This window comes from Marinomonas algicola (genome assembly GCF_014805825.1).
Taxonomy (GTDB): Bacteria; Pseudomonadota; Gammaproteobacteria; order Pseudomonadales; family Marinomonadaceae; genus Marinomonas; species Marinomonas algicola.
In genome coordinates, this window is the sequence record NZ_CP061941.1 from 1,870,700 (window position 1) to 1,885,037 (window position 14,338).

At 41.0% G+C, this 14,338-nt stretch carries 15 protein-coding genes; 7 read left to right on the forward strand and 8 right to left on the reverse strand.

Features of this window, described 5'->3' with window-relative positions; all coding sequences use genetic code 11:
- Positions 1-2: 2 nt before the first annotated feature.
- Genes IEZ33_RS08510 through IEZ33_RS08530 form a run of 5 tightly spaced genes read left to right on the forward strand, consistent with a single transcriptional unit; the run spans position 3 to position 4,951 of the window.
- Positions 3-1,700, forward strand: coding sequence for an ABC transporter permease (locus tag IEZ33_RS08510; protein ID WP_191603227.1), 1,698 nt, complete (start codon positions 3-5; stop codon positions 1,698-1,700).
- The gene (locus tag IEZ33_RS08515) at positions 1,688-2,731 is read left to right on the forward strand and encodes an ABC transporter ATP-binding protein (protein WP_191603228.1); all 1,044 of its coding nucleotides are present in this window, start codon (positions 1,688-1,690) and stop codon (positions 2,729-2,731) included. Before IEZ33_RS08510 ends, IEZ33_RS08515 begins: the two co-directional genes overlap by 13 nt.
- Positions 2,728-3,951, forward strand: a complete 1,224-nt coding sequence (locus IEZ33_RS08520; RefSeq protein WP_191603229.1) for an MBL fold metallo-hydrolase — start codon at positions 2,728-2,730, stop codon at positions 3,949-3,951. The genes IEZ33_RS08515 and IEZ33_RS08520 overlap by 4 nt, the downstream gene beginning before the upstream one ends.
- Positions 3,948-4,502, forward strand: coding sequence for a histidine phosphatase family protein (locus tag IEZ33_RS08525; protein WP_191603230.1), 555 nt, complete (start codon positions 3,948-3,950; stop codon positions 4,500-4,502). The genes IEZ33_RS08520 and IEZ33_RS08525 overlap by 4 nt, the downstream gene beginning before the upstream one ends.
- Positions 4,499-4,951, forward strand: coding sequence for a phosphatase domain-containing protein (locus IEZ33_RS08530; RefSeq protein WP_191603231.1), 453 nt, complete (start codon positions 4,499-4,501; stop codon positions 4,949-4,951). Before IEZ33_RS08525 ends, IEZ33_RS08530 begins: the two co-directional genes overlap by 4 nt.
- A 244-nt stretch (positions 4,952-5,195) precedes the next feature.
- Here the strand turns inward: IEZ33_RS08530 and IEZ33_RS08535 are convergent, their stop codons facing one another.
- The 4 genes from IEZ33_RS08535 to IEZ33_RS08550 all read right to left on the reverse strand — a co-directional run bounded on the left by IEZ33_RS08535 (position 5,196) and on the right by IEZ33_RS08550 (position 8,225).
- Entirely contained in the window at positions 5,196-6,083 is an 888-nt protein-coding gene (locus IEZ33_RS08535) for a LysR family transcriptional regulator (protein ID WP_191603232.1), read from the reverse strand.
- 186 nt (positions 6,084-6,269) lie between these two features.
- Positions 6,270-6,662 (reverse strand): acyl-CoA thioesterase, encoded by a 393-nt coding sequence (locus tag IEZ33_RS08540; protein ID WP_191603233.1) that lies wholly within the window; start codon positions 6,660-6,662, stop codon positions 6,270-6,272.
- Between the two features lie 53 nt (positions 6,663-6,715).
- Entirely contained in the window at positions 6,716-7,723 is a 1,008-nt protein-coding gene (locus IEZ33_RS08545) for a GGDEF domain-containing protein (protein ID WP_191603234.1), read from the reverse strand.
- A 157-nt stretch (positions 7,724-7,880) separates the two neighbouring features.
- Positions 7,881-8,225: an SUI1 family translation initiation factor gene (locus tag IEZ33_RS08550; RefSeq protein WP_191603235.1), complete on the reverse strand. Its 345-nt coding sequence runs from the start codon at positions 8,223-8,225 to the stop codon at positions 7,881-7,883.
- A gap of 141 nt (positions 8,226-8,366) precedes the next feature.
- Between IEZ33_RS08550 and IEZ33_RS08555 the strand changes: the two genes are divergently transcribed.
- On the forward strand, positions 8,367-8,864 hold the full coding sequence (locus IEZ33_RS08555) for a hypothetical protein (RefSeq protein ID WP_191603236.1): 498 nt from the start codon (positions 8,367-8,369) through the stop codon (positions 8,862-8,864).
- 93 nt (positions 8,865-8,957) lie between these two features.
- On the opposite strand, the gene IEZ33_RS08560 is transcribed toward IEZ33_RS08555, so the two are convergent.
- The 4 genes from IEZ33_RS08560 to IEZ33_RS08575 all read right to left on the reverse strand — a co-directional run bounded on the left by IEZ33_RS08560 (position 8,958) and on the right by IEZ33_RS08575 (position 13,601).
- Positions 8,958-11,012 carry a TonB-dependent receptor gene (locus tag IEZ33_RS08560; protein ID WP_191603237.1) on the reverse strand — a complete coding sequence of 685 codons (2,055 nt, stop codon included), beginning with the start codon at positions 11,010-11,012 and terminating at the stop codon, positions 8,958-8,960.
- Between the two features lie 277 nt (positions 11,013-11,289).
- Positions 11,290-12,030, reverse strand: a complete 741-nt coding sequence (locus IEZ33_RS08565; protein ID WP_191603238.1) for a pseudouridine synthase — start codon at positions 12,028-12,030, stop codon at positions 11,290-11,292.
- A complete protein-coding gene (locus IEZ33_RS08570; protein ID WP_191603239.1) occupies positions 12,027-12,968 on the reverse strand; it encodes a D-2-hydroxyacid dehydrogenase in 942 nt (313 codons plus the stop codon). Before IEZ33_RS08570 ends, IEZ33_RS08565 begins: the two co-directional genes overlap by 4 nt.
- Positions 12,969-12,980: 12 nt before the next feature.
- The gene (locus IEZ33_RS08575) at positions 12,981-13,601 is read right to left on the reverse strand and encodes an arylesterase (protein WP_191603240.1); all 621 of its coding nucleotides are present in this window, start codon (positions 13,599-13,601) and stop codon (positions 12,981-12,983) included.
- A gap of 35 nt (positions 13,602-13,636) precedes the next feature.
- On the opposite strand from IEZ33_RS08575, the gene IEZ33_RS08580 reads away from it, so the two are divergent.
- Positions 13,637-14,332 carry an ABC transporter ATP-binding protein gene (locus tag IEZ33_RS08580; RefSeq protein WP_191603241.1) on the forward strand — a complete coding sequence of 232 codons (696 nt, stop codon included), beginning with the start codon at positions 13,637-13,639 and terminating at the stop codon, positions 14,330-14,332.
- Positions 14,333-14,338 lie beyond the last annotated feature (6 nt).

A 14,338-nucleotide genomic window follows, 5' to 3' on the forward strand; every position in this document is an offset into this window, starting at 1 on the left:
AAATGCTCATTCGCACTTCGGACAGCCAGCTACGTTGGCTGTCTTTACTCTTATTCTTATTGATTGCTTTAATCAGCCTGCTACCAAGCTTAAGGTTATTAACAGAAGCTGTATCTAGCGTCAGTTTTACGGCTTCTTCTCCTTTGTCTGATGTATTAACCAGCGAACGCACTTGGAGAGCGCTAAAGAACAGCTTCTATACTTCGAGCCTGGGCACATTGATTGCTGTGTTACTAGGATCTGGGTTTGCTTTTATAGTGTCTTTAACGAATATACGACGCCGGCCTCTATGGGTATTCTGCTTCATGTTACCCATGATGATTCCACCTCAGGTAACGGCCTTAAGTTGGTTGCAATTGTTTGGTCCTGCCAGCCCATTATTAAATACATTCGGCATAGCCCCTGAATTAGGCAGTGCAAACCCAATGTATTCAGCAGAAGGCATTGCTCTGTTGCTGGGCATTCAAAGCGCTCCTTTAGTTTTTCTGGCGCTACGCACACAGTTAATGAGCCTGCCTCAAGATATGATCGAAGCGGCGAGAATGGCCAATGCGCCTCAGTTTCGTATCTGGGTTGATATTATTGTTCCTTTATCTCGAAGTGCTTTGGTCGCGGGGGCGGCATTGGCGTTTGTGTCATCATTAGGCAATTTCGGTATTCCTGCCATGCTTGGGATTCCAATTAACTATTTGGTACTACCAACATTGATCTATCAACAAATGGCGGGCTTTGGCGAGGATATTCTGAGTGAAGTAGCGGGGCTGTCGATGATCATTGCCTTGTTGGTATTAGCTGGGATGTTAATGCAACAATGGTTACAACAGCGAAGTCAGTTCGCTTTAATAGGCCATACTGCGCAACCAATATTCTTTGATCTTAAGAAGGCAAGAATGCCGACTGAATTTGCTTTAGGAATGGTCTTAAGCTTCATTTTAGTGATTCCTTTAATTGGCTTGATTATCAGCTCTTTTGTACCAGCACTTGGAATGCCGCTCAACAGTAACACCTTTACATTAAACGCCTATATTGAAATGGTCAGTAATCAAGGGTCAACAGCGAGAGCCTTTGCTAATAGCGGCACGTTGGCCTTTTTTACCGCTATGGTGCTTATGTTGGTTTGTTTGCCACTTGGCTATTTATTGATGCGCTTACCGATGAGGGTCAGAGCGGTAGTGGCTAGTCTTATAGAAGTGCCGTACGCAATACCCGGAATTGTCTTGGCGATTGCTTTTATCTTATTGTTTGCTAAGCCACTTCCTATTATTAATGTGAGTTTATATGGCACCTTAGGGATCATATTTTTAGCCTATTTGTCATGCTTTCTCAGTGTGTGTTTAAAGCCTGTCATGACGGCGATGTCTCTTTTGGATGCTTCTCTTGAGGAAGCGGCTCAATTAGCGGGCGCCAACTCTATACAAAGATTAATGCACATTGTCTTGCCATTAACCGCCCCTGCTTTTTTTGCCGGTGGCCTACTGGTCTTCTTAATTTCAATTAACGAACTAACCGTTTCCGCGCTTTTATGGAGTGCGGGTAATGAGACGTTAGGGGTGTTGATATTTAATCTAGATGAAAGTGGAGACAGTGTTTTAGCCTCGGCGATATCAGTACTTGTTGTCTTACTCGTGGCGATACTGATGGCTTTATTGAGCTTGCTAGCTCCACGTTTACCAAAAGGAATCATTCCATGGCACGATTAACATTACATAACGTGAGCAAACACTTTTCAGAGCAGTGTGTCATTAATGATTTGAACTTAAGTATTGAGCCCGGTTCTTTTGTGGCGTTATTAGGCCCAAGCGGTTGTGGTAAATCGACTATCTTAAGAATGTTAGCTGGCTTTGAGTCGGTGAGTTCAGGAGAAATTCGCCATGGTGAATGCTGCCTTTCGAGTGAACAACATCACGTGCCGACAGAGGCAAGAAACTTTGGCATGGTTTTTCAATCCTATGCTCTTTGGCCACATATGACGGTGGCTGAAAATGTCGGCTACCCGTTAAAAATTCAAAAAATTAAAAGGGCGGAAAAAGAGCAACGGATTAAAGAAGCCTTGTCTGTAGTGGAATTAGATGAATATGCGGATCGTTTGCCATCGCAGTTGAGTGGTGGCCAGCGACAACGTGTGGCTCTCGCACGGAGCTTGGTGACAGAGCCTGATGTGGTGTTGTTTGATGAGCCTTTGGCAAATTTAGATAGGCATTTACGGGCCACTATGGAAGACACTTTTAGGGCGTTTCATAAGCGCACTAAGGCTACAATTGTCTACGTTACCCATGATCAATCGGAAGCGATGTCCTTAGCTGATCACATTGCCGTATTACACAAAGGGCAGTTAGTTCAATGGGCTCCCCCGGAAGAATTGTATAACACACCAAAGAATGCTTGGTTGGCTAATTTTATTGGTCGTGGGTCCGTGCTGAAGGTGGCGCCCATTGAGCCCTTACAGTTCGTCAATACAGAAACCTTACATCGCATTTTACAATCTCATGATTCCGCGACGGATTCAAGTTCTGTGCTGGTTCGACCAAATGATATTCAATTTATGGCGGATGACGTTAATGCTCTACCTGTGCGTGTACAAGCGTGTATTTTTCGTGGAGAGCGATATGACATCGAGTTGACCCTGGCTGATGGGCAATTTTTGTTAGCCTATAGTGATCTTCCCATAAAAGAAACTGGCGAAAAGTTTGTTCGAATAAAACAAGCATGGGCTTTGGAGGGGGAGTCATGAAAATAAGTATCGATGTATTGAGTGGAATGGGTCGCAAAACCGCCGCGGCTATTTTATTGACTTTTTCTACATCTGGAAGGGGTCGCTCCGTGAGATTTTTATTGGATGCTGGTGGCGCATTAGAAGCGGGAGAGAACAAGGGCTGGGAGATGCCAGCAAACCTTGACGCCATTTTTATTTCTCATGACCATGAAGATCACATGGGAGCATTAAGAGAAATGGTTCAACAGGAAACACTGAGTCAAGTTCCAGTTTATGCGACCTTGGCCGTACAAAAACAACTTCCTTCAGGACTAAACTATAAAATATTGCCTGTTAGTGGTGCAATTACTGTGGCTGGCGTTACCGTTACGACCGGATCAGCCGGCCATTCATTTGGAGGCGTGTGGCTTCACTTCAATATTGGAAACGGCATCTTTTACAGTGGTGATTTTAGTATGGAGTCAACGCTTTATGCTTTTACAACACCACCAGAAGCTGAAATTGCCTTGTTAGATGCATCTTACGGTCTTTACGATGAGACTTTAGAGCAATGTAAACGTAAATTAAAGACGTTTTTGACGCAAGAGAAAGCGTTGCTTATGCCCGTTCCTCAAACGGGTAGGGCTTTAGAAATTGCCTGTTGGTTGTCTTCAATGGGTTACCATAATTGGAGCCTAGCCGCTGACTGCATTTCTCCTGAAAATGCATTGTCAGGTTCAAAAGAAGGGATTTGTGACGCCATGATTCCTGTTTTATCTAGCCTTAGTCGCAAGCCCTTTGATGTAAGTGCTAAAGTAATACTCTGTGGTGACCCTGATGGCATGAGTGGTGAGGCGTCAGAATTATTGGCGCAGCCTGAGCGTTATATCCCCATCTATACTGGCCATCTCCCTGAGCATGCTCAATACTCTGTTAAGAAAGGTGATGCTTTCTTTGTTCGCTGGAATGTGCATCCACGTCAGCGCGATCTTAAAAAACTCATTGACCAACTTCAATGTCAACTGTGCTTACCTTTGTTTCAAGCCATTAAAGACCTTTCTGTTTGGCAAAAAGCACTTGGAAACTGTATCACTACAGCCTCTTATTTAGAAGGTTATTACGAGGGCATAGATAAAGCGGAAAACTCACAGAAACAGCCCCAGATCAGCCAAGAAGTTGATCGAGGATACTCGGTTTCTAAAAAGAAAAACGGGCGCCATAAAGCACTTCAACTTCATTTAAAGGAGATGATTATATGACACTAACAAAAGCCCCTTTTGTGTTTGTACGGCATGCGCAAAGCGTTTATAACAAATCAGGATTGATTGGTGGTTTCACAGACAGCCAACTTAGTGAGGAAGGTGTTTTACAAGCACAAAAAGCGTCCTGTATTGTGTCAGGAGTAGAATGGAGTGCTGTGTGTACAAGTACATTGAAACGTACTCAAGAAACCGCGTCTTACCTTTTACCGGACTATCAACACAACGCATATGAAGGGCTAAATGAGCGCAATTGGGGTGATCTAGAAGGCGCCAGTATTTTGCAGCAAACGCCCTACGAACTCACACCGCCAAATGGTGAACCCTGGCCTGATTTTGAAATGCGTGTTGTAAAAGCCCTAAACACCATTTTGAGCCAACATGAATGGCCATTAATAATCGCCCATTCAGGCGTGTATCGAGTACTTAACAACATTATTAATGGCACACCTTATTGTCCTAGAGTCGGTAATGTAACGCCTATCACATTTAACCCCGATCAAGAGGGCTTTGGTTGGTCTGTTTCTCCCTATAAAGGAAAAGTAAAATGAGTCCGAATGCGGTAATTGTTGACCTAGATGGAACGTTGGCTGAATTTGATCATGCTCAAGTTTCTCATTGGGTGTTGGGTGCTGAAAAGCACTGGGAGCCTTTTTTTGATTATATGAAGGATGCGCCAGTAATTGAAAATGTTTTGCGTTTAGTCACCATTCTTAAGCAGCAAGGACAGAATATTTTAATTTGCAGTGGTCGCCCCGAGTCTCACAAGCAACACTCTATAGAGTGGATGAAAAAGAATAATGTCCCGTATGATGGGCTCTACTTAAGGCCAGATAATGCTGATGCCATGCCCGATGAGGAAGTGAAAAAGAGGTTGTTGGAAAAAATTCATGGGGATGGTTTCCAGCCTTGGTTAGTGCTAGACGATAGAGACGCCGTCGTTCAAGGATGGCGCAATTTAGGTATGACCTGTCTACAATGCGCTCCTGGAGACTTCTAATAACGCACTACTTGTCTTATTTTAGTGAATATTTTGCTAAGAGTAATAGACGCAAAAATAATCAATCAAAGTTTTTATACGGGCTGTTACATGACGATTAGGTGGGTGAAAGAGGAATTCTTACGCAAGGTAAGATTCCTTACCGTCAGTCTCCATCATCGGTGATCGGGTAGGGAAGTGCGTCTGTGTTGCGCTGTGTCTGCAAAGGAGTCAGATACGCTTATTCTTGGGTTGTAACGATTCGCTACCAGGGGTGGGCAGTAAAGTATTGGTCTAAATGGTCAATCAAAGCGCGTACGGAGGGGAGTAGATGTTTTCTGGACGAGTAGAGGGCGTAGATTTTTAAATCATTGGGCTTCCAGTCGGGGAGTACAACCTCTAACTGGCCACTTTTAATATAGGTATTCGCAAGATAAGTCGGCTGAAGAGTCAGTCCAGCATGGTTTAAAGCGGCATTTAATAAGACTGTCGCTTCATTAGCACTCAGTCGACAATTTACGGTTATGGCTTCGAATTGATCCTTTTTTGAGAGGTTCCAGACATAACGTTCATGGTTTTTATAACCTAAGCAGTCGTGCTGTTTAAGATCACTTGGTGTCATAATTTTTGAGTGGTTTGATAGGTATTTAGGAGAAGCGACCAGAACAGATTGACAAATTGCGATAGGCTTACCTATGAGTGATGGATGGGGGGTGGATGAAATGCGAATCGCCAAATCGATACTTTGCTCCGTCATATCTGTGACAGAATCTTCTAATTCAATATTAATTTGGATTTTGGGGTGAAGTGTCATGAAGTCCTGAATAGCTGGCAATAGCTGGTTAACGCCAAAAGACATACTGGTGGTTATTCGAATGGAGCCAGATAAGGAATGAGAATCTGAGGTTAAAGACTCTATATGATCCGCTTGTTTTACCCATGTTTCTATCTCTTTTAAAGCGTCTTCTCCTGCTGTAGTAAGTGATATTTTTCGCGTAGTTCGATGGAGTAACCGGGTACCTAACCAATCCTCCATGGCTTCGATGTAGCGTGTGACCATGGGTCTAGACATAGTTAACTTTTCTGCGGTTGCGGTGAAACTGTTTGAATGAGCAACATCGATAAACACTTTAGCGGCCGTAAGTCTGTCCATACAGATTCTCTTCGTTTCAATAAGTTAGAAAATAGAGGTTTATTATTGTGCAATATTCAAAACAGTTAGTAAGCAAGCGGCCAGTCTAACTGTCTTAGATAGCCGATATGTACAAGGGTCATGATTAACCACATTAGTAAAAGTTTGGCTTATGTGGTTTGTCTTTAATTGGGGGTGGTGTTTGTACTAGAGTAGCTTGTCTAAGTCTAAGAATCGAATCGGTCTACCTTTTTCGTTAATAGAGGTTCCGGTTACAACGGCCTTCAGTATTAATTTGTTATCTTGTGACCTGTGTATAGTTTGGTGAAAACAAAATTTTATTTTGCTGACTTTCTCTACGTGAGTTTCCACAGTAAATCTATCTTGGCTGACGAGGGGCAATTTATAGTCAAGCTCGGCGCGAATAACCACTAAATTTATATCCTTCATCGCCAGCTCAGTAAAGTTGATGCCTTTGCTTTTTAAGAATGTGTGTCGGGCATGTTCTAAATAGTTTTGGTAAACAGAGTTGTTCACTATACCTTGAATATCACATTCGTAATCTCTTACTTCAAACTCTGTAATGTGTTGCTCTTCCATGTTCCCCTACTTTTTGACTGGCTTAGAATATAAACGCAATTTAAGTGTGTATTTCAGTTCGTTGAAACCAAATTTCCGCCTTTTTCTTTGGCATTATTTAAGTATTTTTTAGCTCTGTCCAATAAATGTTGGCCTAGCTCTTGGCCCACTAAGGTCGAAATACCAATCGACACGGTTAGAGAAGTTATCGGTTCTTGTGTTTTTTTCGTGCGAATAACTTGGTTTTCAATTTGAAGTCTAATTTGTTCGGCAAATTGAACGTTAAAGCTTAAGCTCTCTTCACAAATGAGCACAGCGAATGTTCCTCCATCTAATCTTGATGTGATGGTGTTCTCAAGTTTCTTGGAGTGTAAAAATTGGCCTAAAAAACGGATAATCGCATTACCTACTTTTTTACCGTAACGCTTATTTATTGCCGACAGTTTATCTATGTCAATTAAGATGATTGACAAATCATCTTCAGCCGCATTAATCCATGAGTACAGGTAGCGTTCAAAACCTTGCGCATTAAGTAAACCGGTAATTGGGTCAATATCAGCACTTTCTTTTGACCGGTTGATTTCTTCTTTTAAGTTGGCTATTTGTTGCTGAATATCTTGAAGGTTACCCTGAAATACATCAGTGTGTTTAACCACTTTTAATGTGTTTGATTCAAGATATCGGAGGTTTCTTTTTATATTATCTAGGTCATTGTTGTTCTTTAAGGACTTCTTACTCTTTTCCAGCGATACTTTAAGTTTTGCTAAACCGTCAATCATTTCCTCTGAGCTTGATCCGATGTCATCAAGCATACCATCGAGTTGTTTAGTATGGTCGCTGGTTTTTTGTAAATCTTCATCTAAAATGAACTCTTCAAAAAGCTCTTTAGAGACGAAATCTGGTAAACCACCCAATTTTTGGATAGTAGAGTCCATTAAGTTATTAAGTTTTTTGTTTCGATTGGAAACATAGGTGTACCATACACCATAGTTATAGGGTGTAGGCGCAATGTTAAGTTTCATCATCAAAGGGACAGCTTTACGTAATAAGCTCACCGCCTGAGAAGGACTTTCTTGGCGCATCTTAACCTCTTAAAGAAGGTAAAACGCTAAATCCGTTTGGCGTAAAATAAGTTACAAAGTAATATCTTTGTTAAAGATACTGCATGGTTTCAATTAACTATCGAGATAACTATAAATTATATCGGAAGTGAACAATAATGCTATAATTTTATAATTATTATCCTCCTGATTTTTTAGCCTTTATACCTTTCAACAAAAGTAGTTGCAGTATTTTGTCTCTGTGGTCGCCTTGTATTTCAATGACATTGTCTTTTACTGTACCACCTGTGGCGCACTTTGCTTTTAATTCTTTGGCAAGTTTGGTGATATCTTTACTTTCTAACGCTAACTCAGTTATCAAGGTCGCGCCTTTACCTTTACGACCTTTAGTTTCGTACAATACTTTTACATTACCTGAGCCTATTTCATGATTGCTTTTTTTGCAACAACAGTCATTTATTGGACGTTGACATTGTGGGCATATTTTCCCAGTGTCAGTTGAATAGACTAATTTACTTGACATTTTACACTCGTTTTTAAAGCTCTTTGAATAAGAAGTTTATCATTTTTGATTCGGGTGACAATATTTAAATAGAATAATTCAGGAGGATGAACTTAAATTATTTACTACAATTATAGCATTGTTTGTAAAAGTTGATTTATTATGCAGCCTAAATACTCCATAACAAAAGCATTGATTAGCCATGTTCCAATGGTTCTAGAGTTGGCTAAAAGAGAGAACTTCTTTTATGAGTTTTACTCTTATTCTAAATTTGGAGCGCTTTCAGAAGCGAGCATTCGGACTCGGTTTGAGAAAAGCCAGGGTGAAGCTCACTACCTTGTAGTGGAAAATAAAAGTGCTGTGGTTGGGTGGATTGTTTTTGTTTTTCATAATGAAGAAGGCTCAAAGGGTGAGCTGCTCATAAAAATGCGTAAAGATCAGATTTATTTAGACGTCATTAGCCAAGCGGTAAGGAGTTTGTTACCCGTGCTTGGTTGCTGTGGCTTAGAACACCTAAGCACTCAAGTTGATGCAAATAATCAGTTTTATCATCGTTTGTTTGAAGCCGCAGGTTTAACGCCCGTACAGAGAATATTGCCTGAATCTAATCATAATAAATACATAGTGCACCTTACGGATTTTGTCTGGGATTTGTACTAGTTTACTGGTCATTTGTACCATGCTTTGACTAACAAAAAGAGAAAGCCGATCATAAAAAAAAATGATTTCATGACCGGCTTAATTTCGGAGATACTACATGCGGTAGGTAGCGCTGATTCCAACCGTTCGAGTTTGTCCAATGGACGCTCTTGAACCTCTAGACGCATAATAAACAACATCTTCATCGGTTAAGTTGGTTATATAGCCATCCACGGTAAGTGAATTATTTACATACTGAATACGTGCATCCGCTGTTATGTAATCGCCTGCTTGATACTCTTCTGTATTTTTCAAATCCGAATAATACTCACCTACGTAAGTAATATCAGCACCAAACGACCATTGGTCACCCACATATTGAGTGAACCCCAACCCGATGTTCTTTTCTGGTGCGCTAGGGAGCTTGTTTCCTTTGAAGGAATCAAAGTTATCGATTTTGCTGTGGAGCAGACCTGCAGAACCACGTATTTCCAAGTTTTGAGTTAGCCAAGTTGTTGCTTCGAGCTCTGCTCCATAAGTATGGGCTGAATCGATGTTATCGATATACGTTGAATCGATAAAGGCTTGGTAATCGCTATAGTCATTGAAGAAAAGGCTCACGTTCATCGTCGAGCCATTGTCAAAATGACTTTTACTGCTTAATTCATAAGCCAGCACTTCTTCACTGTCGTAGGTGTAAAAGTCGTAATTACCGCCCCATTCAAAACCAGAACCACTCGGGCTGTAGCCTTTTCGAACAGTAGCACCTAATGTGGTGTTATTAGAAATATCTTGAGTTATACCTAATTTAGGCAATAAGTAGGTTTTATCGTTATTCTGGTCTATTTGGCCAGTCCAATCAAAGCCACTGGTACGGTCTACCTTCTCATTTTCAACTCGTATACCCGCTATTAAATTTGTTGTATCTGAAAAGGAGTAAGCGCTTTCACCATAAATGGCTGTAGTGGTAGTCACGTCATCACTTCGCAAATAGGATGCATAAGTATAGGCGTCTTTTTTAGCTGCATAGAGACCTAAAACACCAGAGAAATTGGTGTTTTCTTGATTGAATAGCAACCTATTCTCAAAGAATACAGTTTCTTTATCTATGTCTACAGCAAAAGCATTTGGGTATTGTTCAAAATGAATGTCAGAATCACTGTAACCAATATGGAGAGAATTAGTAATACCTGTGTTTATTTGATAATCAATGTCGGCCGAAATGGCATTAACACTGGAATTTTGTAAGCGAATATTATCGCCTTCTTCATCATTCAACGTCATGGTCTGACGGCTGTAATTTGTCTCTTCATCATTCGCCCAGCTAAGATACTCGCCGTCGTATTTATGGTGTTCAACCGTAATCAATGCCGTAAGGTTCGGTTGTTCAGACGGTGTCCAAAGTAGTTTTCCGCGTAAGTTGATATTCTCAGCGTCACTGATATTAGGGATGCCATCAAATTCGGTATCGACTTCTTTATAATTCATCCAACCTTCGCCTTTGCTACCATCTATTGCAATGCGATAAGCCAGCTCATCATCCGTTAATGCGCCAGAAGACATTGCGGCCATATTATATTTTATATTACCATTTTTATACGTTTCTAAACCTGCTCTGATACTGGCTTCATCTGTGAAAGTTGGGTCATTTGTTTTGATGACAACAGCACCACCAATAGAGCTGGTTCCTTGTGTTGTAGATTGCGGACCACGTAACACTTCAACTTGCTGCGCATCCCAAACGCCACTCGGGGTGAAGTTATAACCTGACCAGTCTTGTGGGCTGCCATCAATTACTGTTGATACACGGGTTCTGGCACCTGTTACTAGAGCATAGCCACCCGTAGCGGGCCCATTACCACTTATCCCCCTTATAGAAATATTACCAAACCCAGTTGTAATAACATTAGGTGCTTCCGTAGCGACCATTTTTGAATTTTTTGTCTCACCACTTGCTAGTTGCTCTTGCGAAATGACGGTCACAGCTGTTGACGTATCTTTAATTGTTTTATTGATTTTTTCTCCTGTAATAATGAGCGAATCGAGTACAATTGTTTCCGCTGTTGCATAGGAAGACATCATCATGCCATTAACACCTATAACTGAAAGGGCGATTAGAGATAGGGACGAGGGGAATTTGGCTTTTATGCTTGTATGTGCGCGCGACATGGTAAATTTTTCCTTCATTTAAAGCAGTAAGTGGATCAAAGACCATGTGATTCTATTGTTAATGAGAATGATTTGCAATATCGTTAGTATTTTTAATGGTGTGAAATTGATTAAATTGATTAAGGTTCTGACAGTCGTTTGCAGGCTTGGTGATGAATTAAGTAGAGAGGGAAAGCTGAATCCATTCATGCCCTCAAAATGTAAGAAAGAGGTGACTGAGTCACATAGTCTCAGACTCGTTTTACAAAAGGTTTAGCGAAGTGCCTTTGATGCGTGTCTAACGTATTTTTACTGTACTGTCTTGATACGAAAGCCATTCAATAGCGTCAGAAAAACTCTGGGAATAAGGCGCGCTGATATCCATTGGTTGGCAATTTATAGGATGGATAAACTGAATAGATAAGGCGTGCAGAAACATCCTTTTTGGTAATTCATCCAGCTTGAAAAGTGCATTGTAATGTCGGCATCCGTAGCGCGTATCGCCAATAAGTGGATGAAAAATGTGTTTGAAATGACGCCTGATTTGATGTTTTCTGCCTTGTAGAGGGGTTATTTCGACTAATGAGCAGCGCGACTCATCATAACGGCTAACAGGGATAGGCAAGGTGAAAAGAGTCAATGTTTTGTAGTTCGTTTCGGCGTCTTTTTCTGTTCCTATTACTTTGGTTCGTGCGGTTCCTTTAACTTCATTTATCTTCGCAAGTGGGTAATCTATATGGCCTGTATTCGGTAAATGCCCTCTGACGATCGCATGATACGTTTTGTCTATTTCATGATTCTCAAATTGGTGGCCAAATTCTCTAGCCACCGCTGGAGACAGCGCTAATATCAATACTCCAGAGGTGGCTCTATCGAGCCGATGAACAGGAAAAACCCATTGACCAATTTGGTCTCTAAGTCTTTGCACCACGGCATCTTCTTCTTGTTTATCAAGATGTGTTCTATGGACAAGTAACCCTTCGGGTTTGTTGATCGCAATGATATGCTCATCTTGATACAGTATGGTTAAAGGTGTCATAGTGATGGCTGCAGTAGATACTCTTTTATTTGATTCATTGCAATATCCGCTAAGGTTTGCATCGCTTGATCGCTTGCCCATGCAACATGAGGTGTCAGTAGGAAATTAGGATAGTCCGCTAATTGATTTAAGGTGCTTGTATTAGGCATTGGCTCTCTTGTGGCAACGTCCATGGCCGCGCCAAAAATTTGTTTGGTTTGGACCGCTTCAACGAGCGCCTCTTCATCTATTAAACCGCCTCGACTCACATTTATTAAGATGGCAGAAGACTTCATTTTTTCCAGTTCTTGCTTACCTATCATAGAACGCGTTTCTTCAGAAAGAGGGCAGTGTAACGTAATGATGTCAGCTAGTTGAATCCCTTCCTCAAAGGAAATACGGCCTTCTCGAATGGTATCTGATCCCTTTCGTTCCGATAAAAGGCAGTGAATGCCAAAAGCTTGAGCGATTCGAGCAACATTTTGACCAATATTCCCGTTACCTATAATAAGCATGGTGCTGCCAGCTAAATCTCTGATGGGATGATCTAAAAAACAAAAATGTTTGGAATCAGACCAGACCCCTTTTTTAACGTCGCTAATGTAAGCATCTAAACTACGTTTTAAAGTAAGCAGTAAGGCGAAAGTATGTTCCGGAACACTATTCGCCGAATAATTTTCAACGTTTTTGACAATAATATTGTTTTCTTCACAATAATTTAAGTCAATGTTGTTGGTGCCTGTCGCGGTTACCTGAATCATTTTTAAATTTTTGCATTGAGATAGGACATCCCCAGTCAATACTGTTTTATTTACTAATATAATATCTGCATCGATTATTCGAGCCGCAATCTCTTCAGTTTGCGTATGTGGATAGTCAATCATCGTTAACGATTGAACCGATGAAGTAAATGTAATGTATGAAGGAAAAGAATCTCTGTCTAAAAAAACAACTTTCATGAATTTTCCTTATTATTTTGACAACATAGGTAATAGAAACGGCATAATGTTCTTAAGTACTTGTTTCTGCCCTTCAGCGTTAGGGTGTAAGCCATCATCCAACATGAGTGCGTCATTGAGTGCCACATTGTCCAACATGAAGGGAACATAAGCTTCGAGAGAAAACGCTTCAGCAAGTGATTGGTAAAGAGAGAAAAACTGATCCGTATAACGTTTGCCATAATTGGGCGGTATACGGTTTCCAATTAAGAGTACTTTTGCATCTTGTTCCATGGATTCTTGAATCATGGCTCCAAGGTTGTTTTGTGTTTTATTTAGAGGGTAGCCTCTTAGTCCATCATTGGCGCCAAGTTCTAGAATGACAATATCGGGTGAATGCGTCTTTAATAGTGTATTTAAACGGGCCAATCCACCTTGTGTGGTTTCTCCACTAATACTGGCATTAACAATAGAATAGTGTGTTTTTTGAAAGTCAGGTGTGTTTTCCAATAAAGAAACCCAACCTTGATCGACTTTGAGATTGTAAGACGCGCTTAAACTGTCACCCATAACGAGAATACTTTTGGCATAGCCGGTAGACGCAAGTAATAGGGTGGACAACAATAGAAATTTAATATGGTTTAAGAAATACATGTTTCTAACCTTAAAGAATGGGAATAAGTAAGTATATGATGACGAATCTTGCAATTAAAACACAAAATTTAACCCATACGGTAACAACAGCCGCCGATGACCTGACTATTTTGAATGATATTTCCATCAGTATCAGAGAAGGAGAAAGCGTGGCAATTGTTGGGGCATCTGGTTCGGGTAAATCTACTTTATTAGGATTAATCGCGGGTTTGGATGTTTCTTCACAGGGAGACATCTTTTTATATGGTAATAATTTATCCGAACTTGATGAAGAAGCCCGGGCCGATTTGCGCGGTGAGTATGTCGGGTTTGTCTTTCAATCTTTTCATCTTTTGCCTAGCTTAACAGCATTGGAAAATGTAATGCTTCCTGGTGAATTGAAGGGGGATAAAGACGCCAAAAATAAGGCCTCTGAGTTTCTCAAACAAGTTGGCTTAGAGCACCGTTTGCAACATTACCCACGTCAGTTATCCGGAGGTGAGCAACAACGTGTTGCGGTTGCCCGCGCTTTTGCCTCTTCCCCTAAAGTCCTATTTGCGGATGAACCGACAGGGAACTTAGATTCAGAAAATGGAAAAATAGTGACCGATCTTTTATTTGCCTTGAATGAAAAGCAAGGGACAACGTTGGTGTTGGTGACTCATGATGCAAACTTAGCCAAGCGTTGTTCACGCCAAATAATGATGGCTTCAGGAAAAATCATTGAGTCAGCGCCTTTAGGCCAGGAGTAAGTGAAT

Bases quoted from the DNA above. Each gene is read 5' to 3' on its own strand.
- IEZ33_RS08510 (WP_191603227.1), top strand. From the start codon at position 3: ATGCTCATTCGCACTTCGGACAGCCAGCTACGTTGGCTGTCTTTACTC.
- IEZ33_RS08515 (WP_191603228.1), top strand. From the start codon at position 1,688: ATGGCACGATTAACATTACATAACGTGAGCAAACACTTTTCAGAGCAG.
- IEZ33_RS08520 (WP_191603229.1), top strand. From the start codon at position 2,728: ATGAAAATAAGTATCGATGTATTGAGTGGAATGGGTCGCAAAACCGCC.
- IEZ33_RS08525 (WP_191603230.1), top strand. From the start codon at position 3,948: ATGACACTAACAAAAGCCCCTTTTGTGTTTGTACGGCATGCGCAAAGC.
- IEZ33_RS08530 (WP_191603231.1), top strand. From the start codon at position 4,499: ATGAGTCCGAATGCGGTAATTGTTGACCTAGATGGAACGTTGGCTGAA.
- IEZ33_RS08535 (WP_191603232.1), bottom strand. From the start codon at position 6,083: ATGGACAGACTTACGGCCGCTAAAGTGTTTATCGATGTTGCTCATTCA.
- IEZ33_RS08540 (WP_191603233.1), bottom strand. From the start codon at position 6,662: ATGGAAGAGCAACACATTACAGAGTTTGAAGTAAGAGATTACGAATGT.
- IEZ33_RS08545 (WP_191603234.1), bottom strand. From the start codon at position 7,723: ATGCGCCAAGAAAGTCCTTCTCAGGCGGTGAGCTTATTACGTAAAGCT.
- IEZ33_RS08550 (WP_191603235.1), bottom strand. From the start codon at position 8,225: ATGTCAAGTAAATTAGTCTATTCAACTGACACTGGGAAAATATGCCCA.
- IEZ33_RS08555 (WP_191603236.1), top strand. From the start codon at position 8,367: ATGCAGCCTAAATACTCCATAACAAAAGCATTGATTAGCCATGTTCCA.
- IEZ33_RS08560 (WP_191603237.1), bottom strand. From the start codon at position 11,012: ATGTCGCGCGCACATACAAGCATAAAAGCCAAATTCCCCTCGTCCCTA.
- IEZ33_RS08565 (WP_191603238.1), bottom strand. From the start codon at position 12,030: ATGACACCTTTAACCATACTGTATCAAGATGAGCATATCATTGCGATC.
- IEZ33_RS08570 (WP_191603239.1), bottom strand. From the start codon at position 12,968: ATGAAAGTTGTTTTTTTAGACAGAGATTCTTTTCCTTCATACATTACA.
- IEZ33_RS08575 (WP_191603240.1), bottom strand. From the start codon at position 13,601: ATGTATTTCTTAAACCATATTAAATTTCTATTGTTGTCCACCCTATTA.
- IEZ33_RS08580 (WP_191603241.1), top strand. From the start codon at position 13,637: ATGATGACGAATCTTGCAATTAAAACACAAAATTTAACCCATACGGTA.